Consider the following 24183-nt stretch of genomic DNA (forward strand, 5'->3'; position numbering starts at 1 on the left):
ACTTTACTCTGCGATCGCACCACAGACAACCCCAAAACTACGCCAAGTATAAGCGATCGCATCTGTTGAACTTCAGAAAGTTGCACTGGAGTGTGGTGTTAGACAAATATAATTTTATTGCTGTATGTGTAATCCATGAACTATACCGCCTTCCGAATCAAATCTAGACTGAATGATAGAGAAAAACCTGCTATCTCCCTTTTCAAAATGTCTGAAAATTGCGTAAGCGAGTATATCAGCAAGTTGAATTAGTCTCGAAGCTTTTGAGTCTAAAAATAAAGGTACTTCAGAAAAGTTTCTGATAACACCCCAACTGTATCCAATAGTTCTAAAGTCAGTTGCTAAAGATTGAATTGTTGTCTCGTAAGTAGATTTGTCAAAAATTATGATGCCTCTCTGTGTATTATCATTTTTGTGCAGCCTGATCAAATACCTATCAAACCTACTAGCCAGTTGTTCAAATGCAACTTCAACAGGGTCTTTTGGTGATACTACAGTCTTCTTGATCACACTTGCGAATAGTCGATTAGTTGGGTTTGACTGTAGGAAAACCTGCAAAATATCTTCAATGGCTTTCTCTCTATCGCTCTTAGGATAGCTCCTCCACTTTCCTCTACCACTCAGCATTGGACTACCGTGTAATTCAACTGATACCGGATCAGCTGGATCAAATTTAGCAGCAATTTGGTCAAGCTGATCAGAAATCCAATATCCTTGGCGCTCAAATACACAAAATCCAGCCAGTACAAAATATTGTTGGTTTGAGTCGTGCGTTGTGCCAGACTCATCTGCATACAGCAAATACATGGCTGTTCTATATTTTTAGACAAGAAAAATCAGTCAAGGGAAGACCTAGCTTCCGCGATCTGAAAAAGTCAGACCTCTTGACTGCTAACTATATTATAAGTTGTTATATCTCTAACATAAAAATTTTACTACAATAGATTCCTTATTTCAGGACTTACACCACCAGCAGATAAATAAAAATCCTGAATTTTTTTAACGTACTCGTAAACAAGTTTGTGCAAATCTGAATCAAAATTTGAAAATCCTTGCTCTGATGATAAATCTTCGTCTTCATGTTGCCATACTAAATGCCCAGGACATGGTTCTTTTGATTTCCAATTTTTTTTGTCTTTCTCTGAAGGAGTAATGCTTTTATCCCATACACGAATTATATACATATCATTTGGCCAACTGAAGTAAACTCCTAGCTCAATAAAAGATTTTTCCAGACTGACATCTATTTCAGATAACCTTATAGATGCATCATTTTCTTCATAGTCAGTAGAAGTTCTTAATTCACACTTGTTAGATTTTAAACCCTGAATAATTGATTCAGAAATATGTATTAAATTATTTTCCAGCTGACGGTAAGTGAAATCACTTCTATTGTTCTGTTTCATAGTGCCCCTTCTGAATTGAGATGGTCGCTTACAATACACTCAGATAATGTCCCAAACACTGCCTGTAAAATATCAAGACGATTGATAGCAGCGAAGTTAATCAAAGGCGTAGCGTTGCAAATAACTATCACAACTACCAAGAACCTGTTTTAATTGACTCAATATCATCTGCTAAATCCATTTCAGTATAATGGCGGGGAATTTTTTGTTGCGCTAGAAGTTGCTGAAATTCCCATACAGATAGATTAGCCAAGCGGCGTGCTTGACCAAAAGTAAAAATATTTTGGTCGTATAACTGCAAGGCAATTTCCTGACAAATAGCCTCCTCACCTTGACTTATGGAATCTGGAGATAATTGCAGGTTAATTGAACTCACAAATTGACTCATATCCAAAAACAGCGTTTTACTTATATATACAAAGACGCTAAGAAATCGTTGTCTCTTAGCGTCTCTGCATGAGATATTCCCTACTTACACCATCTCAGATGAAGCTTGCATCACCTGCTGAGGCTGCGGCTGGAACATGAACAACGAGTAAACAACGTCTCGGCGAATGTTAACCATCATATCCAAGAACAATTCATAACCCTCGCTCTTATACTCAATCAATGGGTCTTTTTGCCCATAACCACGTAAGCCCACTGATTCGCGCAAGGCATCCATTTGTTGCAGGTGTTCCCGCCACAGTGTATCAATGCGTTGCAAGATAAAGAAACGTTCAGCTTGGCGCATCAGTCCGGGTTGAACCTGGTCAATTTGCGCTTCTTTGAGATCGTAAGCAATTCGCACCTGTTCGTGGAGGAAGGCTTTAATCTCAGTAACAGACATATCTTCTAATTGATTTGGCTGCAAATCTGCTAGCAAATAGACGAATTCTTTGACTTTTTCAACCAACTTTTCTAACTCCCACTCTTCCGAGGGCAAGTCTATGTTGATGTAGAAGTCAACGATGTCATCCATCGTTTTTTCAGCGTATTTAATTACCTGTTCTTTCAAGTCTTGACCTTCTAAGACCCGGCGGCGTTCAGCATAAATAGCACGACGTTGATTATTCATCACTTCGTCATACTCAAATACCTGCTTCCGAATGTCGTAGTAGTAGGTTTCGACTTTTTTCTGTGCGCCTTCCAAACTGCGGGTAAGCATCCCAGATTCGATGGGCATATCTTCTTCCACTTGGAAGGCATTCATTAACCCAGCCACGCGATCGCCACCAAAAATCCGCAGTAGGTTATCCTCTAAACTGAGGAAGAATCTCGTGGTTCCAGGGTCGCCTTGTCTTCCCGCACGTCCGCGCAACTGGTTGTCAATCCGCCGCGATTCGTGGCGTTCTGTACCAATTACGTGCAAACCACCGATTCCCACTACCTCATCATGTTCGCGGGTTGTAAATTGTTCATATTCCTGCTTAATGCGATTATATGCTGACCGCAGTTTCTGAATTACAGGGTCATCGATGGGAGCTTTTTCTGCGGCTACAGCTACCTTGTCTTCTGCTTCCAATTCCGGTAAACTGCGATCGCCATATTCCCGCACCGCAATTTCTACTGCTTCTTTGAGTAGTTTTTCTGTTTCTTTGGTCAACTGGGTGGGGAAAATTTCTGGTGAAGCCCGCCAAGTTTTAACTTTTTTACCCGGGGCAAAACCTTGACCACCGCCATGTCCTGTGGGTGATCCGGCTGGTCTTTGCACGCTAAAACTATCTTCATCTTCTGGCATGACGATTCGGGGCATGAAGTATTCCCGCAGCTTCAGACGTGCCATATATTCGGAGTTACCACCCAAAATAATGTCTGTGCCTCTACCAGCCATATTAGTAGCAATGGTAACAGCACCTTTGCGTCCGGCTTGGGCGACGATTTCCGCTTCCCGTTCCACGTTTTCCGGTCGGGCGTTGAGTAATTCGTGGGGAATTTCTAGTTGCTTCAGCAGTCGGCTGAGAAGTTCGGATTTTTCTACACTAGTGGTTCCTACTAATACTGGTCTGCCGAGTTCGTGCATTTCGGCACATTCTTTAGCGATCGCACCCCACTTGCCTGGTTCTGTCTTAAAGACCATATCAGACAAATCTTCTCGTCTGCGATCGCGGTTGGTGGGAATTACCGCAACTTCGAGTTTGTAAATTTTTTCAAATTCCGGTTCTTCGGTTTTTGCCGTTCCGGTCATTCCACCGAGTTTTGGATACAGCAAGAACATATTTTGATAAGTAATTGTCGCTAGAGTTTGAGTCTCTGGCTGAATTTCTACATGTTCTTTCGCTTCAATGGCCTGGTGTAATCCATCACTCCAACGCCGACCGGCTAGCACCCGACCAGTAAATTCATCCACAATTACCACTTCACCATTGCGGACGATGTAATTTACATCCTTGAGGAAAAGTTCTTTGGCTTTAATTGCATTGAAAACAAAGTGCGCCCAAGGATCTTCTGGATCAAATAAATCTGTGACTCCCAAAAGATTTTCCGATTCCGCAAACCCTTCATCTGTCAATAGAACGTTACGAGCTTTTTCATCTACATCGTAATGTTCGTCTTTTTTGAGTGTGAATGCTATTTCCGCAGCTTGTAGATACTTTTCTGTAGGTCTTTCCACCTGTCCAGAAATAATTAGCGGTGTCCGCGCCTCATCAACTAAAATCGAGTCCACCTCGTCAATTACGCAATAATTAAACGGGCGTTGCACCACATCTGCCATTGATGTCGCCATATTATCCCGCAGGTAGTCGAAGCCGACCTCACTGTTGGTAACATAAGTGATATCACAGTCGTAGTTTTTCTGGCGTTCACTGGGAGTCATACTTGACTGAATTAGCCCCACAGTCAGCCCCAAGAACCGATGCACCTGTCCCATCCATTCAGCATCACGACGAGCGAGGTAATCGTTCACAGTGATGACATGTACACCTTTACCAGTTAGGGCATTTAAATAACTCGGCAAGGTGGCGACTAGTGTTTTACCCTCACCGGTTTTCATTTCGGCAATTTGCCCTACGTGCAAAATGATCCCGCCAAGGAGTTGGACATCAAAGTGCCGCAAGCCTAATACACGCCGTGCTGCTTCCCGAACAACGGCGTAAGCTTCTGGCAAGATGTCATCCAAGGCTTCGCCTTTGGCGAGGCGTTGCTTAAATTCAACGGTTTTACCTTTTAACTCATCATCAGAAAGAGGCTTAATTTCTTCCTCTAAAAGGTTAACTTCCGTAACAGAAGGTTGGTATTTTTTAAGCTTACGAGCGTTGGGGTCGCCCAACAAAAGTTTTAGCATGGCAGGTTATAGAACTGAATCAAGGGGGATGGGAATTAAAGGGTCGGCATTGATTATAAACATTTAACCCAACCTAACCATATTGGTTGTGGATGGGTGTGAAATGAGAATTACCTCAAAAACAGGAGAAAAACTAGTCAATCAGTTTACTAAATGATTGATTTTAACTCTTATCTTATATTTAGTCTTTCTTCATAGTATCATTTTGCCCCCAGATGATGCCGGAGAGGGAGTGGGGGAATAGAGTTAGGAGTTAAGAGTTAGGAGTTATGAATTTTTCAACTCCTAACTCCTAACTTCGCACTCCTAACTTCTCTCTCTTCACTTCCATTCTGCTGTCAGGCTGCGGAAATTGTAATCATTAGCACTGGGATGACAACTGACACAACTGCCAAGGGGAACGGGACGTGGTAACTTAACTCCTGGATGCAAAGCTTTGAAATAACGAGAGTTACTGAGGCGATACGGTGTTTCTTCGTCGTCTAGTTTGACACGGGAGAAAGTCGAAAGATATTTCCATACCAAAATGCGTGGCGGATCGACTAAAGGCTTAAGTTGTGCGCCGTAGTGCTGCGAATCTTGCAGAAGATTTTTCCAAGTTTGGGTGGGTAAAACGGCTGGTGGTATGGCAATGTGGCAGGTGGAGCAATTTTCTAAATACAGTTCTTGCCCTAGTTTGTATTGTGCAGGTACTACGTCAACAGTGCCAATTTCGGCGGAGGGAGTAGCACTTTGGGCGTTAGTTGCCAAGGCTAGAAGCCAGCCCATAGCTAAACTCCAGGTGATAATTACCAAAAGTAAACCGAAAAATTGGCGTTTGAATTCACGTTCGGCACTTGGCTGTAGCGTTTGGCGTTGGCGTAGCCCGCCGTAGGCATCGCGGGTTTTGCGCTTAACAAAAATTGACATTCCTCACATTCCCAGATATTTAAAAGTGGCGCTTGTGCTAATCATAAGACTTACGGAGTATTGGCAGTGTTTTGTGATTTTGCGTAAGTAGTTTTGGCAAGCAACGCATCTTTCATATCCACAACAGTAATTGTCTATTGAGCGAACCACTGAAACTATGCAATAAATTTCCTAGTAATTTTAACCTTGCCCACTCTCAAAATCAGCTACGATGTGTCGGATTTCATTTGCATCAATCAATATCTTCTCGGTCAGATTTGGAATAGATGTTTCCTTGAGAGTCAATCCTGCCGGTAACTTCGATCGCTTTCATTTGTTATTTACCTGATTTTGTAGGAGATCCTAACACGTCCAAATTCCAGCAATATCAGGAAACTGAAGTTCATGTCTGCCAAGCAAATTCTACGCATTTCTCAAACTATCATAAATCCTCCACAGCAATAAGTAGAGTTACCGCCACCCCGGATAGCGGTTTTTTAACGAGTCGAATTCACCTTAAGCTAATCGCCATTTATTAAGGAATAGAAACCGATCGCAATAATCGCTCAACAACAGTTCTGGCATTGCGTCCTCCTCTAGGAATAAGGCGATGGCAAAGAACATGAGGGACGAGAAATTTCACATCATCGGGAATGGCATAATCACGCCCTGAGATAAAAGCTAGCGCTTGGGCAGCCCGTTGTAATGCTAATGTGCCACGCGGACTGACACCAAGGGCGATTTCCTCATCTTGGCGTGTTGTCCGCACCAATTCAAGGATGTATTGTTGCAAAGAAGTCGCCACCTTTACTTGAGAGCATAAGTAACGCAATTCCTGTACTTCTGCCAAGGTAATACAAGGCTGCAAATCACCAACCTTCACACCTTTTTGGAGATTTTGCAGCATCAGGAGTTCTTCTGCCTCCGAAGGATAGCCCAAACTCAGCGACAACATAAACCGATCCATTTGCGCTTCCGGCAGGGGAAAAGTACCTTGATACTCGATGGGGTTTTGAGTGGCAATGACAAAAAACGGCTGGGGAACTGCACGAGAGACACCATCGACTGTTACCTGATGCTCTTCCATAACTTCCAGTAACGCTGACTGAGTGCGGGGTGTGGCGCGGTTGATTTCGTCAGCTAGTAGCACATTGGTAAAGACTGGCCCAGTCAGAAAAGTAAATTCGCCGCTTTTTGGGTTCCAGATATTTGTACCAGTGATATCAGTTGGCAGTAAATCAGGGGTACATTGTAGCCGTTGAAACTTGCCATCCAGTGAACGAGCTAGGGATTTAGCGAGGAGGGTTTTACCAACACCAGGGACATCTTCGAGGAGAGCATGACCACCACCTAACAAGGCAACTAGCACTAAGCGTATTGCCTCAGCTTTGCCAACGATCGCAAGAGCTAGATTTTGTGTTAAAGCGTCGATTTTTTCTCTCATTGGTTGTGGGGAGTGGGGAGTGGGGACTTGTACTGAGCGACTTGTGCCGAGCCTGTCCTGAGCGTAGCCGAAGGGCGGAGCCGAGGTAAGCCGAAGTATTGGCGACTGGGGACTGGGGACTGGGGAGTGGAAATGAGGGAAGAGTTTTCACAATGCCCCATGCCCAATGCCCAATGCCCAATTTTCCTAAATACATTGTTCCCACTCAGAACTCCTAACTTCTAACTCCTAACTTTTAAGTTTGCGCTCCAGCACTCAAAACTTCTCTAGCAACAACGCAGTCAAGTTGAATTTGTGTTTTCAGGGCTTCTAGAGAAGGAAATTTTTGTTCCGGGCGCAAAAATTTAACTAGTTCCACAGCCAGGTTTTTACCATACAAATCACCCGACCAATCCAATAAATGTATTTCCGCAGATGAATAAGTACCATTTACAGTTGGGCGATTACCGATATTCATTACGCCTAAGCTCTCACTAGGAATGGCATCTGGTGTTTCACCGAGAGTGAAAACGCGGACAGCGTAAACTCCTTGACGGGGCAAAAACTTGTCTTTTGGTAGTTGCAGGTTGGCCGTGGGAAAGCCAATTGTTCTGCCCAACTGTTGACCTTGAACAACTACACCAAGGAGGGTGTAGGAGCGTCCTAGCAGGAGATTTGCATTTTCGATGTCGCCCTGCTCAAGGGTTTCGCGGATCAATGAAGTGCTAATGCGGGCATCTTGAGTTGCAGTAGTACTGACGCAAGTACTTTCGATGGGCGAGTCACCTGTATAAGTTTGTAAGGGAACGATGGTAACGGGGATATTGTGCTTGGCGGCGATTAATTGCAAATCTTTGGCAGTGCCACTGCGCTTTTCGCCAAAACAAAAATCCTGCCCGATGCTAATTTGTTGGCATCGCAGTTGTTGCACGAGAATTTTTTCGACGAATTCTTCGGGGGTCAAAGCAGACAATTCTTTGTCAAAGGGTAGTAGTACCAGTTGTTCTACCCCTAGCGATCGCAATTGTTGAACTTTTTCATCCAGTGGCGTTAACAAGGTCCGGGGTTGACCCGTAAAAAACTCCTGTGGATGGGGGTCAAAGGTGACAACTGTTGAGTAGGTATACTCTTGATTTGTCAGTTGTCCGTTGTCCGTTGTGAGTTGTTGATTTTCTTTTGACTGCTGACTACCAACGTGCAAGACTGGTTGAATTACCCTTTGATGACCAAGATGAACACCATCAAACTTGCCAAGGGCAACAGCAGTCGGCGTTAGTAGCCCTTCGCTCGAAGAAGCAACTCGCACAGAACACCCATTTTTAGACAAATTTAGCACGTGGATTCTGAGATTTTAGGTTTATTTTAGCTATCAGCAGGAAGCTACCCTATGGTAAACCGCCTTCAGGAGGACATTCACCAACTGCCCATGAGGTCTTGTGCTATCAGCTAGGGTATTGATGCCACCCTTTTTAGCTATCAGCCAAAAGCCTAACCCACGGGAAGTTGCCCAAGATGGTTTATTTCTTGTGCTATCAACTTGACTACGAATTTTAGATTTTAGATTTTAGATTTTAGATTTTTTGGTTCATGCCCCATATTAAGAGCGAACAAATCCAAAATCCTCAATTTCAAATCGTCAGAGCCAAGTACCCGAACTTCGTCTTGCTAAGTTCGCGCAGCGTCTCGTAGAGAAGACAGTGGTCTCTTTCAATCCAAAATCCCAAATCCAAAATTGGTTGACAACTCTGGGCAGCGCTGTCTCACTGTGGAGCCAACAGGTATGCTCTCGCGCTGAAAGCCTCTGATCACCAATCTAATCTAAAATCTCCAATTCCTCCGATCGCAATCTTTAGGTAGAAAACTTACTAACAGGAAAAGATTCTGATAAAGCTACTGAGGTGGGAATCTGAAGTACCAATCCTTCCCGTGCCATAATAGCGCCCGGAAATTTCGCAGCTGCTTCTTTGCCGACACGATCCAAAAAGTCGTCATCGTGGGCGGGATCGTGGTGGTAAATCACCAGAGTTTTCACGTTAGCAGCTTGTGCCACTTTCACCGCTTCTTGCCAGGTAGAATGTCCCCAGCCAATTTTCGGGGATTTGGGCGAATAGTATTCCTCGTCTGTGTAAGTGGAATCGTAAACCAAGATGTCGGCATTACGAGCTAGCCACAGCACATTTTCATCGAGTCGGTCGGGAAAATGTTCGGTATCAGTGATGTAAGTAGCAGCACCACCACGCCAGTTGACGCGGTATCCTACAGCTTCACCTGGATGGTTTAAAGGTGCTGTTTCTACGGTAACGTCATCAATGTGGACTGGTTGCCCTGGTCGAATGTCGTAGAAACTTAAATTGGCTTGCATAATTTGCAAGGGTACGGGAAAGTTCGGGTGCAACATCTGATCGTTGAGGCGCTGTTCTATGGTAGAACCATCAGGTGCGATCGCCCCGTAGATATGAAAGTCATTCCCCTTCACAAACCCTGGGGTAAAGAAGGGAAAACCCTGCATATGATCCCAGTGAGAGTGGGTAAAAAATATGTGAGCTTCTAACGGCATTTGGCGCAACAAAGATTGCCCTAAAACATGTAGTCCCGTGCCAGCATCGAAAATTAAGCGTTTATCGCCCGCTTGCATTGATATGCAAGGGGTATTACCGCCGTAACGAACGGTGTTTGGCCCTGGACTGGGGATGCTGCCGCGAACGCCCCAAAATTGTACGTTAAATTGGTTCTCTATCCTAGACATGGTATTGCTTGCTGGACTGAGCGGGCGATAATTGGAAAATTGCTACTTATTTTGTCTAAGTTTATGCTGTCTCACCGATTTTGGTAGAGGCAGAATTTCTTGGTAAAACAGCATACCCTGTTTCTGGCTGATTGTGTAAATGTGGACGAAATACTATCAGTTAGAATTTTCCAGGTTTTGGGGTGGATCTGTATCAGTTATTTCAAGAGTGCCCCTACGTTATAGCCTACATTTTTCTGTGATGCATTTGAATTACTCCAGTTTTGTCCTGATAAATCAAATAATTCACGAAAAATTGAATTCCCAATCCGACAATTTATCTAGCCCAGTTGCATAAGTTAGATTGTATTGTAACGGGGTAATACTGATGTGGTTATTACGTACAACCTCTACATCTGTCGGTACATTTTGAGGCAGATTTAATCCGGCTGGCGGTTCTACATCCTCAATTACCTCTCCGGTTAACCAGTAGTAAGTTTTTCCACGAGGATCAACTCGTTTATCAAATACATCAATGTAATGCCGCAGTCCTTGACGGGTAAGAGTAACGCCGGCAATTTCTGACCATTTGACCGGAGGAATATTGACGTTGAGCAACATTAAATCTGGCAGAGGCTTTTGGGCTAACTGGTCTACAAGAATTTTGGCAAACTTAGCAGCAGGTTGAAAGTCTTTAGATGTGTGACTAATAAGACTCAGTGCTATGCTGGGAATGCCTTCAATTAGACCTTCCATTGCCGCCGAAACAGTGCCGGAATACAAGATTTCAGTTCCCAAGTTCGCACCTTGATTAATACCAGAGAGAACCAAATCGGGGGGAGTATCTAGCAAAGCCCACAGTGCCAATTTGACGCAATCTGAAGGCGTACCATCACAAGCCCAAGCTTTGATCGTGGGATGAAAAATCCCTTCAACAATTTCGGCGCGAATGGGTTGGTGTAAAGTTAACCCGTGTCCAGTTGCCGATCGCTCTCGATCTGGACAAACTACACTCACATCATGACCTGCTTCTGCCAAGTAATTGGCTAGGGTACGAATCCCCAAGGCAGAAATGCCATCATCGTTGCTAACTAGTAATTTCATAGTCATTGGTCACTTGTACTGAGCGTTCGCGTAGCGTCTCGTAGAGAAGCCGAAGTATTGGCAATTGGTCATTAGTTATTTGTTATTTGTTATTAGCCATTTGTCAATGTCGCAGGTCACAAGCAGCAAAAAACATACATACTCACTAGTACACTATGGGAGAAGTTTGCCTACCTTGAAGACAAGTCGCTCAATCCCCAAGTCTAGCCGCTTGTCTGGTTAATTGAGGGGTTTATTTATCGACCAGTTCACAGCTTTTGACTATAGACTAATGACTAATGACCAATGACTAATAACTAATGACTAGCAATTTAGAAGCTCAACTTTTAGCACTGCGGCAGTCAGGAGAAAAAGCGATCGCCGCCGCCGACACCCTAGAACGTCTGGAGGAACTCAGAGTTAATTATCTGGGTAAAAAAGGGGAATTGGGGGCACTGTTGCGAAGTATGGGGCAAATGAGTGCAGAGGAACGACCGAAAATTGGTGCGATCGCTAATACAGTTAAAGAATCCCTGCAAACTAGTCTAGACCAGCAACGTGCTACCTTAGAATCCGCCCAAATTCAAGCTTTGCTAGAGGCGGAAACTCTCGATGTAACTATGCCGGGAATTTACAGCCCCCAAGGTCGGATTCATCCCCTCAATGGTATTATCGATCGGGCACTGGATATTTTTGTTGGTATGGGCTACACCGTGGCTCAAGGGCCAGAGATGGAAACAGATTACTATAATTTCGAGGCTCTCAACACCCCCCCTGACCACCCCGCCCGTGATATGCAGGATACCTTCTACCTGCCAGACGGTAATCTTTTACGCACTCATACCTCATCAGTGCAAATTCGTTACATGGAGAGAGAAGAACCACCGATTCGGGTTGTGGCTCCAGGGCGAGTTTATCGGCGAGATAATGTAGACGCGACTCACTCAGCAGTTTTCCATCAAATAGAACTTTTAGCCATTGATGAGGGACTAACTTTTACAGACCTCAAGGGCACAATTAAAGTATTTTTACAAGCAATATTTGGGGATTTACCAATTCGTTTCCGCGCTAGTTATTTTCCGTTTACCGAACCATCGGCTGAGGTAGATTTGCAGTGGAATGGGCGCTGGTTGGAGGTGATGGGCTGCGGTATGGTCGATCCAAATGTACTTAAGTCTGTGGGTTATGACCCAGAAATTTATACAGGGTTTGCTGCCGGTTTTGGTGTAGAACGCTTTGCAATGGTGTTACATCAAATTGATGATATTCGTCGGTTGTATGCTAGTGATTTGCGGTTTTTACAACAATTTTAGGGAAGCGATCGCTTGAAATAATCAGTCAATATTGAATCGAAAAGCGATTTAACTTCGCTCACGCGAACTTTTATATTAAGTAAGCTTCGATGATTTGACCAAACCTTGAAAACTGAATATGAGGTGAAATTGCAACCAACAATAGAACAATTGCGAAGCTTTTACCAAATGTCGGTGAGGATGAGCAATTTACTTCGACCAATTAACTTAGTGTGAAGGACGAAAGGACAAAACCTATAGTGATGTTGGTGGGAGAGACAATAGAAATAGAAATTTATCCCAATGGAGAGGTAGTTACCAAATGACACAACCCAACTTTGTGGATATGACTGATGCCGAGTTACGAGTTTACGTGTTGCAAAATCCTAACAACAGTGAAGCGTTTCACGCATACGTTGATCGCTTGCACGCAGCCAATCCAAATCCACAGCTAATGTCGATAGAAGAGGCTGAAGCTGAATTAGAAAGGAGGGTCAAGCAGGGTCAAAGATAGCGGCAAGCATCCTGAAAAAATCTTCAGGATGCTTTGCTTATTATTTACGAATCCAAAACTTTTCTTCTCAGCTTCTCTGCCAAAGGTTCAAATCTACCATCTAAGTATTTGGCGAGAAACTCCTCTGCGATCGCAAACCCACTTTAACGGCAATTGTCGCAATGTCCGCAACGCCAGTTAGCAGCTTCTTTGTCAAAACCAAAGGCATTTAACAAAAACTGCCAACGACACTGCTTTGTAGTCAAATATTGATGCATCTGTTTAGCGGCGTGTAATTGCGTCGGTGGCTGATTTCCCGCTTTTTGCCCAATGCTGTAATGAAAAGGATCAACCCAGTTTAACTGACCACTGCTATGGAGTAAAGCCAGCGCCGTAGCACCTTCGGGAAATTGTCGGGTTACTACATTCACTTCTCCCTGTTTTGGTAATTTTTTCACAAGTTGCTGCGCTATTTGTTGTTGCGATCGCATTTGCTCGTGAAAAAACTCCTGTCTTTGCTTATCCTCTGGATCTAACCATCCCGTAGGTTCACTCACTAACGTTAACGCTTCTGCCGGTTTCCCATCTCTTCCAGCCCGGCCAATTTCTTGCACATATTCAGATAACAAATGTGGCGCGTGAAAATGAGCCACCCAGCGAACATCACTTTTATTTATCCCCATACCAAAGGCACAGGTACAAACAACAAAAGGTATTTTACCACCTAACCAGCTTGCTTCTACTGCACGGCGTTCGGTTGCACCCAATCCCGCATGATAACTAGCTGTAGCATAACCCATCTCTGCTAACCATTGGGCTAAATCTTCGCTATCTCTCCGAGTACGAACATAAACTAATCCCGATTGTTGCGGTCTATTTTGAATAAACTTTAATAATTGTTGTTTTCTACCTCGTGGTGTCCAAGCAATGCGAACGCTGGGATGCAAATTCGGACGGTAAGGATTCAAACGGAAAATCTCTGGTTGCTGTAATTGTAAAACTGTTTGAATAATTTTTTGCGCTGACGGGTCAGCAGTCGCGGTAAAAGCGGCGATACTAATCTTTGTTCCTGGTGGTTTTAATTTTAGCAATGCCGGACGCACCGCCCCTAATCTGCGATAAGTTGGGCGAAAAGTATCACCCCACTGCACTAAACAATGGGCTTCATCTAAAATTAAGCCATTAATTTGCAATTCTGGCTGAGATAATTTTTCCCACACTGGCGGACTGAGCAGAGTTTCTGGCGATAAATACAGTAATCTTAGCTGTTGACGTTCCAAAGCTTGCAGAGTTGCACGGCGTTGTGATGAAGATAATTCACTATGCAAAAGTGCTGCTTTTTGGTGGCTTTCTCGTAGTTCCTGTACTTGGTTTTCCATCAGCGCCACCAAGGGCGAAACTACGAGAGTTAATCCTGTTTGTAAAAGTGCGGGAAGTTGAAAACAAATGGACTTTCCGCCACCTGTAGGCATGATAATCAGCGCATCTTTTTGTGCCAATAAACTGCTGACAATTTCTCCCTGTGGTGGACGGAAATCTTCATAACCCCAGATTTTTTGAAAAGCGGCGCGAACTTCTTGCCAAGATTTTGTTGTATGATTCATAATCAACAGTAGATGCACTCATATCCTTGAATGCTGAAATGAATGATGTGATTTTGAATATAGCCTCTGCTATCCTGCCAATGGTTCAGTAATTTCATCATCTGAGGTAGGACTTAGAGGATGTCTGAAAAGTTTTTTTGTATACACCTAACCCTTGGAGATCCCCCTAAATCCACGCCACTTGCTCTACTTGGGGAGACCCCAAGACCGCAGTGGCTCCCCTTAAAAAGGGGGACTTTGATTCCGGTTCCCCCCTTAAAAAGGGGGGTTAGGGGGGATCAACGAGTGCCTAAAATCACACCTAACTACTTTTCAAACAACCTCTTAGGCAGAACTACACGCTGTAGGGGCAATTCATGAATTGCCCCTACCTAAAAATCAGGGTTTTAGCTATTGTTTGCGTAATTCCTAATTAAAGATGACGAGAGAATTTGCTGAAAGATAGTTAACATTAGATTCGTGTTAACTGTTCAGGAGTGCCAAAATGTCTAAACAACTTGGTCAAAAAATCGCACCCACACCTATATCAAATGATATCAATGTGGTGGATTTGATCGATCAATACTTCACCGCTTACAACTCAGCGCGGTTACGCGAAATTTGCCAACTACTGAGTCGTGATGTGTTAACGGAAGGTGTCACCGTGGGAGTTAGCCTTTCCGGTGCGATGACACCAGCCGGTTTCGGGGTTTCAGCCCTTGCACCTTTAATTCGCAATGGCTTTATTGATTGGATGATTAGCACTGGTGCAAATCTTTACCACGATATGCACTACGGATTGGGTTTTGAACTCTTTGCTGGTAATCCATTTTTGGATGATGTGAAACTGCGCCAGGAAGGAACCATCCGTATTTATGATATTATCTTTGGTTACGATGTGCTGTTAGAAACTGATGCGTTCATCCGTAAGATTCTCCAAGGAGAAGCGTTTCAAAAGCGGATGGGAACGGCTGAGTTTCATCATTTATTAGGTAAGTATGTCCGGGAAGTAGAAAAGCAATTGGGTGTGCAGCATTCCTGTTTGCTGGCGACAGCTTATGAATATGGCGTACCCATTTATACGTCTTCTCCGGGAGATAGCTCAATTGGGATGAACGTGGCGGCTTTAGCTTTGGAAGGTTCGCAATTAGTCATAGATCCATCAATTGATGTGAATGAGACAGCAGCGATCGCATATAATGCCCGTGAATCAGGTGGTAAAAGTGCGGCTGTAATTCTTGGTGGCGGTAGTCCTAAGAACTTTTTGCTACAAACTCAACCGCAACTTCACGAAGTCTTGGGGTTAGAAGAACGAGGACACGATTACTTTGTGCAGTTTACTGATGCGCGTCCAGATACAGGCGGTTTGTCTGGAGCAACCCCATCGGAAGCTGTCAGCTGGGGTAAGATTGACCCAGATGAGTTACCTAACACAATCGTTTGTTATACCGATAGCACCATCGCTCTACCATTGGTGACTGCATACGTTTTGAACAAATGCCAACCTCGTCCCCTGAAGCGGATATACGACAAGCGAGAAGCCATTTTCGATAAACTGCAAAAAGACTATCTAGCAGCCAAAACCCAATCATCGGATCAGATTCCAGCCGCCGTTGCAGAAAGTGCTTCACAGCAAACAGCTACTTATCCCTGTGGTAGGTTGATTCCGAATACTCATTAGGGAAGAGGCAGGGGGCAGGGGAACAGGGGGCAGGGGGAAAATAACCAATGCCCAATGCCCAATGCCCAATGCCCAATGCCCCTCATCCTTTCTGTCCAATCAAGAAATAAGTTGTGATCTTCCCTTTGCCTTTAAGTTCAATGTCACCCTGCTTTTCAAATATAAATTCATCACACAAGCACTTATAAGTATCTTCTGTAACCTGGATTCTACCAGCAATACCTTGGGATTCCATGCAGCTAGCGATGTTTACCGTATCTCCCCAGAGATCATAAGTAAACTTGTTGAGATCAATTACTCCCGCCACTACAGAACCGCTATGGATGCCGATACGGATGCTGAAGTTTTGATTATTCTCAGTATTAAATAGAGCGATCGCAGTTTGCATATCCAGTGCCATCAGCGCGATCGCTTGAGCATGATCTGAGCGGCGTATCGGCCAGCCACCAACCACCATATAAGCATCACTAATGTTCTTGATTCTCTCTAAACCATATCGTTTAGTGAGGCGATGGAAAGTTGAGAAAATTCCGTTGAGTAAGTTCACTAGTTGAATTGCACTCATAGAAGTAGCAATTTCGGTAAAGCGGACGATATCTGTAAATAAAACTGTGACATCAGCAAAGTCTTCAGCAATCTTAGGTGGTTGTTCTTTCAGTTCCTTTAAGATTGCTGCTGGTAAAATATTCAGCAATAAACGTTCGGTTTCTTCCTGCTGATGGCGCAGTGCTGCTTCTGCTGCTAGTCGCTGGGTGACATTACGAAAAATGCCGCGAATCGCAACTGGATGACCTTCGACAAATTTACAGTTAATGTTACCTTCTAGAAAGATTGTTTGACCGTTTTTAGTAACGAATGCGGCTTCTACTTGCCCAATTTTTTCTCCTGAAATCACGCGATAAAACCTTTGTAAACAGTGTTGTTTAAACTCTGGATGTATAATATCGAAAATATTCATATTCGCAATTTCAGCTTCGCCATACCCCAAACTTTCTCGCCATGCACGATTGACATACAAAAAATGACCAGATGCATTGACGCATTGAATTAAGTCATTAGCATTTTCAAATAAATCTCGATATCTTTCTTCACTTTCTACAAGAGCATCTTCTGCTTGTTTACGTTTGATAAACTGGGCGATTTGGCTACCAATAGAACCTACCATTTGCAATAAGTCTTTATCTTTTGGTTGTACGTCCCGACTAAAAAAAACCATCACTCCTAAGATTTCACTATCGTCTAAGATGGGGAAGCCAAAAGCTGTGTGCAATCCAGCCTCAGCCGCAGGTTGCGATCGCCTTTTGTCTTGATCTTCTGCGATATCTTTAATCCACAAGGGCAAACGTCTGATCCAAATTCGACCAGGTAAGCCAACACTGGGTATATAGGTAGTTTGCCAGGTAATTGCTTTAAATTCTCGGACAGAAATTACTCGACTTGACCAAATTTCCACACATCTTAGTACTGCATTTAGGCTATGTCCTTGTACTGAAGTGCCAATATATTGATTTGGTGTCCAAAGTTCGCCTAAATCCCATTCCAAATTTTGACAAATCGACTGCAAAATTTGCGGAATTACCTGTTTTATAGTTTGGGATTCTGATAATATGCGAGTGATAGCATACTGGGCACTTGTACGCTGTTCTCGACGCTGCCAAGCAGTAATATCTCGACCAATGTAGACAATATCTTCTAGTTCTTCTGTTTTTTTCGCAATCACTGAACAAGAAAAAGCAATCAACAGCTTTTCTCTAGTTTTTGTTCGACAAACTACTTCTAAATTCTGTAAGTTTCGCTTCAAATAAGAATGCTGATAAATAGCTTGTATTAATACTTGATTATTATCAATAATCAGTGATATTGGTTGATTAATTAATTCTTCTTCCCGAAAACCAAATAATTCTTGAGCAGCACGATTGACTTTTTTAATTTTTCCTGTACGACTCGTTACTAACAAAGCATCTGCTATTGAAGTAATCACTTGTTCCATGTAATTTTTGGATGATATTAAAGCACTTGATAGCAGGTTATTTTCATTCGCTCTACTATCACACCGATAATTAAGAATTAACAATTCAGTGCCACTGATGATTCTTTTAGCTATTCTTTCAAATGTTTGATCAATATACAAGCCTGTTTGGGCAAAATTTGTAAAAGTTACTATCACAAGACAGAATTCAGGAGTCAGGAGCCAGAATGGGCTAAACGCCCCGCTACCGCTAAGAGAATTGAATTCTGTCCGACTCGCTAACGCTTTATTTGTCAGTCCCTTTAATGAGGTTTATGATTGTGCGCTAGCTGCAAGCTGATTCCAGGCTTTGACTACTTTTTGTAAATTCTTTGGCAGGTTATTTCGAGAAATATCGTTGTACTGAACTGTACCTTCTTGGCTGGTGAGAGTATAGGTGATATAATCAGCAGCACCACTGGGGGCTGGGTAACTCAAATTCTGGAATTTACTAAATTTGGAACGTTCTAGCGATCGCACAAATTGTTGCACCTGTTGCACAGAAACGCGGCGAATACTACGCTCTGAATCATTGGCATCACCAATCCGCACGCGAATCAATCGCCCATCTTTGAGTAAAACAGTCTCATAAGTTCTGCCAGCCAAGCCACCACTGGAGATTTGCCGAAACACTACATCTCGATCTAATGGTGGTGGTAACTCGCTGACTGGAATTTGCACAGGGGCTAGTGTACTTTCATTAACCTTTTGATTCCGCCTGAGTACAGAACCTGTTTGATTAGTATGATAAGTCCAGTTTTCTTTGCCATTAGATACCACAATTTGCCAACCCGGAATTAACGCTTGGGTGCAGATTTCATCAGGTTGAGCCAGTTCTAAGCAACCATTGCGCCAAGTCTGCTGATTATAATCAATAATTTGCAGTTCTGTGGCAGAAATTTTCTGTCTGCGGGCTAAATCTTGCAGTACCGCGTTAGCTACTGAACGCGGCAGGCGGCTTGGTTTAATATTGTCTTTGATCGCTTCATTGCTTGTTTCTAGCGAGGAGTTTGCAGAAGCACCCGTAGCATCTTTGACAAGTGTTAAACCACTAGCAACTGACAAAATTCCAGTCAAAATTAAAGCCGTGAAAATTCGCGCTTGATTTTTATTGAAGTAGTTTTTCAGCATAAATTTCATAATAATATAATTCCAGAAATTCACTAGTCGGAATTAATTTAATATCTGTCTTTTTAAACAGATATAAAGACAGACGCTGATATAGTAATTATTTGTTCCTTACAGCAGATTGCGCTCTAATCGAGTACACGTAGAGACGTAGTACTGCTACGTCTCTACAAGGTTTTGGGTTTTATATATGTACTTCATTTACCTGAAATCTGCTGTATACAAATGCTGGCTGAAAATACACTCAATTACAACACCCTATAGTCTAACAGCAATCAAGTAAGAACTAAGAAGCTAAGGCTTTATTAGATGAAAAGCTTGTTGGAGAGAAAAATCCACACCCCTAACTGAGAAAATAACCTGCAAGCTATTTTCCTTCACCTTCGTAAGCGAGGATTCAATAAAAGTAATTATAAAAGAGAACGCTACAGAACTATGGCTTAGGTTTTTCTCGGTTGAACCTAGCGTATACAAGATTTTGAAAGTAATCTCAGGCAATATTAGGCGCTGATGGCTTGTTGTTCAGATTCAACTAACTGATTGTTAGGTACATCAAATCTAATAGTACTAGCTGCCCAGTCTTTGAAATCCGGTGCTAACCAGACCAACTTCCGCAGAATTTCATCATTTACCCACAACACCAAGGGGAACCGAAACTCTTTCCGAAACTCATCTCGCATGATATTGGTACTAATGATTAGTTGATTAATTGCCACTACAGATTCTAAACCCCGTATCATCAAAGCTTCGGGTTGAGTAGCACCAATTTCAGTTGTAATAGCTGTATACAGTTTGTCAGCCCCAGGTGAGAGCAAAATTTCGTGGATATCTGCTGATGAAAATTCTGTTAACAAATTCAGCACTTGCTGCTGCCTTTGAACACAGTTACAACACGCCAATAACAGTGAAAACTCTCCACCAGAAACCATCATCGCCCTTGCCAGCCTCTTAGTCGCCGCTATGGTGCTAACTGTACTGTTTTCCGAATTACTTAAGCTAATCATTAAAAAATCCTACTTTTGATTTCAAAAAGAGTTGAGCAATATTCCGTGATTGTACCCTATGAATTTTTATGAAAAAGTGTTAATTGAGCAACTTTGCTCATCTTGTCTCCGTAATACTAAGTATTATATGCCTAATAAGCATATCGTGTATTATGTCATATTTACAATTAAGGGATAATGCAAAGATAGTATCAACATAATGTAAGCAAAAAGGGTAGGGGAAGAATTGGCAATTGAATGATCACTATATTTTCATAGATTTTTGTATCTGTCAGCAATTAAGTAATTATTTTTGAACATTCAGTTAAAAAAATACTCAGTAAAAGCTTAACAGTAAAGATTGGGAAGTGGGAAGTGGGAAAAAGTGATAGCAGTTTTCAATTGTGTGCTGAAATGGTATCACCTCAAGAGGCAAAATCTTTGTCCATTAAAGCTAAATCATCCGTTTGATATAGCTGTAGATCAAAGATATCGCTCCGTTGGTCAGAGGACACAGAATATTTAGCTTTCGTTGGTCATTGACCGCGATTGGAACAGCGCGTTGAATTTGTTAAAGCGCAGTTCGACTGCGCTCACCGCAAGTGGGTCGGTTGGACTACCGATTCCTGGCTGTGGAGGCTTAGACATTAGTCAGCCCGTGAAGCAGCAAGTCTAGAGATGTAAATCTGAGATGCTCCCGCTACACTGCTTGCAGTTAGCGGTGAGAGTTGTCACAACCTCTTAACTCCTCTGCAATCCAGAGAGTACTGATATGAAGCCATCCCAAGCCGATAAAACCCTCCAAGCCACCCACTACCTTTTTTTCGGAATCACGAAGCAATAGAAACAGTGGCGTATATTGGTAATCTCCAATTTTGCCTACATTGAATTTCTGAAGTTGCTTGTCTACAAAATCAACTTCTTTGGAGTCTGGCTGAATTTCAATGGATATTTTGTACTCAGGCATCATTGCAGGGTACCGCGTTTGATTTGTTCGCTTTCAATGGCTTCAAATAAGGCGCGAAAGTTACCTTCGCCAAAACCTTGAGCTTGGCAACGGCGCTCAATAAACTCAAAGAAAAATGTCGGCTGTTCAAAAATGGGCTGGGTGAAAATTTGTAGTAGTAGAGGCGCGGTTTGTCCTCCCCCTATGGAAGTATATTCTTGCCAGTCCACCAAAATTTCCTGTTGAGCGATCGCATCCAATTCTAAAGATGATAGGGTAAGTCCTGGTCGCTGTTTTAGCTGTGAGTAGTAGCTTTCGGGAACTGAGAGTAAGGATAAACCACTGGCACGAAATTTAGCGATCGCACTCACAAGATTAGTCGTCCGCAAGGCAAGATGTTGAATTCCTGGCCCCCGGTTAACATCGAGAAACTCTTGAATTTGAGAATTCTTGGAAGCCGGTTCATTAATTGGCAATTGGACGCTACCGTTGCGCGAAACCATCACCTGGCTGTGTAAAGCAGAGCGATTGGTTTTAATTTTAAATGCTTGCTGGGGTTGAAAATCTAGGATCTTTTCATACCAAGCGACAGCAGACTCTAATTCACCAACTGCCACATTTAGCACGATGTGATCTATGGCGGTAATACTGTTGTCATTTGTTTTAGTTGCAAATGACGACGGACAAATGACCAATGACCTTTCTATCAACGTATGAGTCAGTCCACCCCAGGCGGCAATTTTGCCACACTTGACGAATGCCGTACCTATTTGGCGTTCCTGGATGGGTTGTAAAATTGTCGCACCGTGCATTTGAGCTAGGGCAATCGCCGCTTCCACATCTTCCACAGCAAAAGCGACATCTGCCACACCCGGTGGATATTGACGCAGAAACTCAGCGACTGGACTTGTAGGCAACAGTGGTGAAGACAGAAAAAAGCAGACATCGCCACTTTTCACCACTTCTGTACAAGTGTGAAATGAAATAATGCGATCGCTTACTGATTGAAAACCAAGATGGTGGACAAACCAATCCCGCCATACTTTGGCGTTTTCTACATAGAAATGAACGTGATCAATTTTCATAGTTACTGAAAATCCAGCATAAAAGTTTATATGTCTGTAAATTTTGCCTTTTTTGCTAGATTTTCACGTCCTTCCTAAGCAAGAATTATGTAAGCGTACTCTCACGTTAAAAGAAAAGATGACTATCAGGTTGAATGTTAATTTCCATTGGCACAGCTTGCGGTTCGGCAGAAAGGGCAAAGAAAATCGCATTGGCAGCAGTTTCAGGACTGAGCATTTTTTTCCGGTCTACTTTTAGGTTGACGTTATCCCAGAAAGGAGAATCTACCCCACCAAAGTAGAATAGCGTGAACTTGATACCAAAACGCTTCAGTTCCTCTGCCATGCACTTGCTGAAACCGACAACACCAAACTTAGAAGCCGAATAAGCCGCCGCCATTGCCATCGAATGCTTGCCCAGAATTCCTACCACGTTACAGATGTGACCAGACTTGCGCTTTTGCATCTCTTCAGCAGCCGCCTGAGTGGTGTAAAAGCTACCTTTTAAGTTGACATCTAGCATTTTGTCTAAATCAGCAGGTTCTAGGCTGTTGTAGGGCTTGAGGATACCAGCACCGGCTGCATTCACTAAAACATCAATTTGACCAAACTCAGCGATCGCCTTTTTAATTAAAGTATCTACCTGTTGGGGGTCAGTAATATCGGTGGGAACGCTCAAAACTTCACCTGGTAAATCAGCAGCCAGTGTTGTTAAACGAACTCCATCTCTGGCAGCCAGTACCAATCGGACTCCAGTCGGCGCAAGTTTGTGTGTTAAAGCTGAACCAATACCACCAGTAGCACCGACAATAACAACGACTTTATCCTGCATCGTACTATTTACATTTATTTACATCTCTTTACATAATACTGAATTACAGGCTGAGTTTGTACGTAGATATCCAGAAAGTATTTTATTTACTCGCAGAGTAGCGCTATTACCTCATATTCCTTGCCACTCGCCTTTAATGTAAACCTAGGAGATGATTCTAGATATTTGGTAAAATTGGAACCTAACTTTAATTTTTTGATAATTGAATTAGGAGATTCTCCGGTTATTTTCTGTAACTCTGAACCTAGCTTGGATACAGATAATTGAGTTTGGGGAGACTTAATTTGTATATCTTGAATAATTTTCGCTAGTAATTTATCTAATGTTTTTCCATTAAAAATTTCCACAGAATCTTCTTTTTTTTCTTCCTCTTGAATGGATTGTGTGGATGAGTTATCTAGAGCAGGGATTATTTCCTCAATTTCTGCTTTTTTGGGATTATCTTTGATATTGATATTACATCTTTCTTGAAATAAACTAGCAATAGCCACTAAACTGTTTAATCTAGCATTGATTGATTCCTGTTCATTTTTAATTAAATCTTGAATTTGCTCAACCACTTTTTCAAAGGATGGAACTTCTTTTGCCATTGCTAAGGAATAATGAGTTAATTTGCCAGTATTCCGATTTTCTATATGCAAATTTTGTCCTTGTCTACGTACCCAATAGACAATTAACCCTTGATTTTGGAGTTCGTTACAGAGGTGCATCAAAATTCCATCGCCAGAACAGACTAAGATTTCTTTAACTGTTGGATAGTAGCGTAAAACACAAGCACCAAGTGCGATCATTTTGGCATCAGCGCTGTCTTTACCTCCAGGTACATGAATAAGTTGATAACCACGGTTATATAGTTCAATATCTTGCTTTCCAATATTGGGATTTCTCCAGTTAGCAAATGCCATTTTAACTTGGAGAGAATACTCACATATACTAGCTAAAAATAATTCGGTATTAATATCTAATTTTAAGTTTTCTGCATCCAAAAGTAGAAGAGAGATTCCTGTTTCTAACTTGTGTTGAATTTCGTTTTTTTGCTGAATTTTCAGGAGTAATTGACCAAAGGCGGCAGATTCTAGGCAATCAGGCGATAATATCGTTTGCAGTAGTTCTTCAGCTAATGTCAAACTAAAAGAGCCAAGACTTTTCTCTGTAACTTTTTCTTCTGGCAGGTTTTCTACCAAATAAAGTTCCGTCCCTTCAGCCGTAGACGCTTTAGTATGCCCATTTTTATTAGCAACCAAGTCACTTTCCAAGGAAGGAAGGAATGTCGGCTCAAGGAATTGTCTACCACAACTTTTGCAGAGGTAATTCTGCTTGTCATTCCGACGACCATTTTTACGATATAAAGTAGATTCGCACCTGGGACATTTCATTTTGTGA

The 24183-nt window shown here is 42.6% G+C and carries 22 protein-coding genes; 5 read left to right on the forward strand and 17 right to left on the reverse strand.

Annotated features, from left to right (window positions below):
* Positions 1-114 precede the first annotated feature (114 nt).
* From V7K50_RS02875 to surE, 9 genes are all read right to left on the reverse strand, one after another.
* A complete protein-coding gene (locus tag V7K50_RS02875; protein WP_334957043.1) occupies positions 115-807 on the reverse strand; it encodes a DUF3800 domain-containing protein in 693 nt (230 codons plus the stop codon).
* A gap of 128 nt (positions 808-935) precedes the next feature.
* Entirely contained in the window at positions 936-1406 is a 471-nt protein-coding gene (locus V7K50_RS02880; RefSeq protein ID WP_334957045.1) for a hypothetical protein, read from the reverse strand.
* A gap of 133 nt (positions 1407-1539) precedes the next feature.
* Positions 1540-1794 carry a UPF0175 family protein gene (locus V7K50_RS02885; RefSeq protein WP_334957047.1) on the reverse strand — a complete coding sequence of 85 codons (255 nt, stop codon included), beginning with the start codon at positions 1792-1794 and terminating at the stop codon, positions 1540-1542.
* An 84-nt stretch (positions 1795-1878) separates the two neighbouring features.
* Positions 1879-4671, reverse strand: coding sequence for a preprotein translocase subunit SecA (gene secA / locus V7K50_RS02890; RefSeq protein ID WP_334957049.1), 2793 nt, complete (start codon positions 4669-4671; stop codon positions 1879-1881).
* Between the two features lie 321 nt (positions 4672-4992).
* A complete protein-coding gene (locus tag V7K50_RS02895) occupies positions 4993-5580 on the reverse strand; it encodes a cytochrome C (protein ID WP_334957051.1) in 588 nt (195 codons plus the stop codon).
* Between the two features lie 514 nt (positions 5581-6094).
* A complete protein-coding gene (locus V7K50_RS02900) occupies positions 6095-7003 on the reverse strand; it encodes an AAA family ATPase (RefSeq protein WP_334957053.1) in 909 nt (302 codons plus the stop codon).
* A 235-nt stretch (positions 7004-7238) separates the two neighbouring features.
* Positions 7239-8318 carry a bifunctional riboflavin kinase/FAD synthetase gene (locus V7K50_RS02905; RefSeq protein WP_334957055.1) on the reverse strand — a complete coding sequence of 360 codons (1080 nt, stop codon included), beginning with the start codon at positions 8316-8318 and terminating at the stop codon, positions 7239-7241.
* 513 nt (positions 8319-8831) lie between these two features.
* A complete protein-coding gene (locus V7K50_RS02910; protein WP_334957057.1) occupies positions 8832-9728 on the reverse strand; it encodes an MBL fold metallo-hydrolase in 897 nt (298 codons plus the stop codon).
* 285 nt (positions 9729-10013) lie between these two features.
* Positions 10014-10811 carry a 5'/3'-nucleotidase SurE gene (gene surE / locus V7K50_RS02915; RefSeq protein WP_334957282.1) on the reverse strand — a complete coding sequence of 266 codons (798 nt, stop codon included), beginning with the start codon at positions 10809-10811 and terminating at the stop codon, positions 10014-10016.
* Between the two features lie 299 nt (positions 10812-11110).
* On the opposite strand from surE, the gene pheS reads away from it, so the two are divergent.
* The 4 genes from pheS (at position 11111) to V7K50_RS02925 (ending at position 12596) form a co-directional block, all read left to right on the forward strand.
* The gene (gene pheS, locus V7K50_RS02920) at positions 11111-12103 is read left to right on the forward strand and encodes a phenylalanine--tRNA ligase subunit alpha (protein ID WP_334957059.1); all 993 of its coding nucleotides are present in this window, start codon (positions 11111-11113) and stop codon (positions 12101-12103) included.
* Positions 12104-12271: 168 nt separating this feature from the next.
* A complete protein-coding gene (locus V7K50_RS30615) occupies positions 12272-12319 on the forward strand; it encodes a hypothetical protein (RefSeq protein WP_442944542.1) in 48 nt (15 codons plus the stop codon).
* A 26-nt stretch (positions 12320-12345) separates the two neighbouring features.
* Complete coding sequence (locus tag V7K50_RS30620; RefSeq protein ID WP_442944543.1) at positions 12346-12408, forward strand: hypothetical protein; 63 nt, start codon at positions 12346-12348, stop codon at positions 12406-12408.
* Positions 12405-12596, forward strand: a complete 192-nt coding sequence (locus V7K50_RS02925) for a DUF6887 family protein (protein WP_334957061.1) — start codon at positions 12405-12407, stop codon at positions 12594-12596. Before V7K50_RS30620 ends, V7K50_RS02925 begins: the two co-directional genes overlap by 4 nt.
* Positions 12597-12739: 143 nt before the next feature.
* On the opposite strand, the gene V7K50_RS02930 is transcribed toward V7K50_RS02925, so the two are convergent.
* Positions 12740-14179: a RecQ family ATP-dependent DNA helicase gene (locus V7K50_RS02930; RefSeq protein ID WP_334957063.1), complete on the reverse strand. Its 1440-nt coding sequence runs from the start codon at positions 14177-14179 to the stop codon at positions 12740-12742.
* A gap of 484 nt (positions 14180-14663) precedes the next feature.
* Here V7K50_RS02930 and V7K50_RS02935 point away from each other — a divergent pair, with 484 nt between their 5' ends.
* Positions 14664-15839: a homospermidine biosynthesis protein gene (locus V7K50_RS02935; protein WP_334957065.1), complete on the forward strand. Its 1176-nt coding sequence runs from the start codon at positions 14664-14666 to the stop codon at positions 15837-15839.
* Positions 15840-15921: 82 nt separating this feature from the next.
* On the opposite strand, the gene V7K50_RS02940 is transcribed toward V7K50_RS02935, so the two are convergent.
* The 7 genes from V7K50_RS02940 to V7K50_RS02970 form a co-directional block, all read right to left on the reverse strand.
* Positions 15922-18006 carry an adenylate/guanylate cyclase domain-containing protein gene (locus V7K50_RS02940; protein WP_334957067.1) on the reverse strand — a complete coding sequence of 695 codons (2085 nt, stop codon included), beginning with the start codon at positions 18004-18006 and terminating at the stop codon, positions 15922-15924.
* 114 nt (positions 18007-18120) lie between these two features.
* Positions 18121-18987: a hypothetical protein gene (locus tag V7K50_RS02945; RefSeq protein ID WP_334957284.1), complete on the reverse strand. Its 867-nt coding sequence runs from the start codon at positions 18985-18987 to the stop codon at positions 18121-18123.
* Positions 18988-19475: 488 nt separating this feature from the next.
* The gene (locus tag V7K50_RS02950) at positions 19476-19979 is read right to left on the reverse strand and encodes a hypothetical protein (protein ID WP_334957069.1); all 504 of its coding nucleotides are present in this window, start codon (positions 19977-19979) and stop codon (positions 19476-19478) included.
* 694 nt (positions 19980-20673) lie between these two features.
* Entirely contained in the window at positions 20674-20928 is a 255-nt protein-coding gene (locus V7K50_RS02955) for a hypothetical protein (protein ID WP_334957071.1), read from the reverse strand.
* Positions 20925-21989 (reverse strand): 4-hydroxyphenylpyruvate dioxygenase, encoded by a 1065-nt coding sequence (gene hppD, locus V7K50_RS02960; RefSeq protein WP_334957073.1) that lies wholly within the window; start codon positions 21987-21989, stop codon positions 20925-20927. Before hppD ends, V7K50_RS02955 begins: the two co-directional genes overlap by 4 nt.
* 106 nt (positions 21990-22095) lie before the next feature.
* Complete coding sequence (locus tag V7K50_RS02965; protein ID WP_334957075.1) at positions 22096-22800, reverse strand: SDR family oxidoreductase; 705 nt, start codon at positions 22798-22800, stop codon at positions 22096-22098.
* 86 nt (positions 22801-22886) lie between these two features.
* Entirely contained in the window at positions 22887-24176 is a 1290-nt protein-coding gene (locus V7K50_RS02970) for an IS1/IS1595 family N-terminal zinc-binding domain-containing protein (protein WP_442944538.1), read from the reverse strand.
* Positions 24177-24183: the final 7 nt, after the last annotated feature.

The organism is Nostoc sp. (assembly GCF_036917135.1).
Lineage (GTDB): Bacteria > Cyanobacteriota > Cyanobacteriia > Cyanobacteriales > Nostocaceae > Nostoc.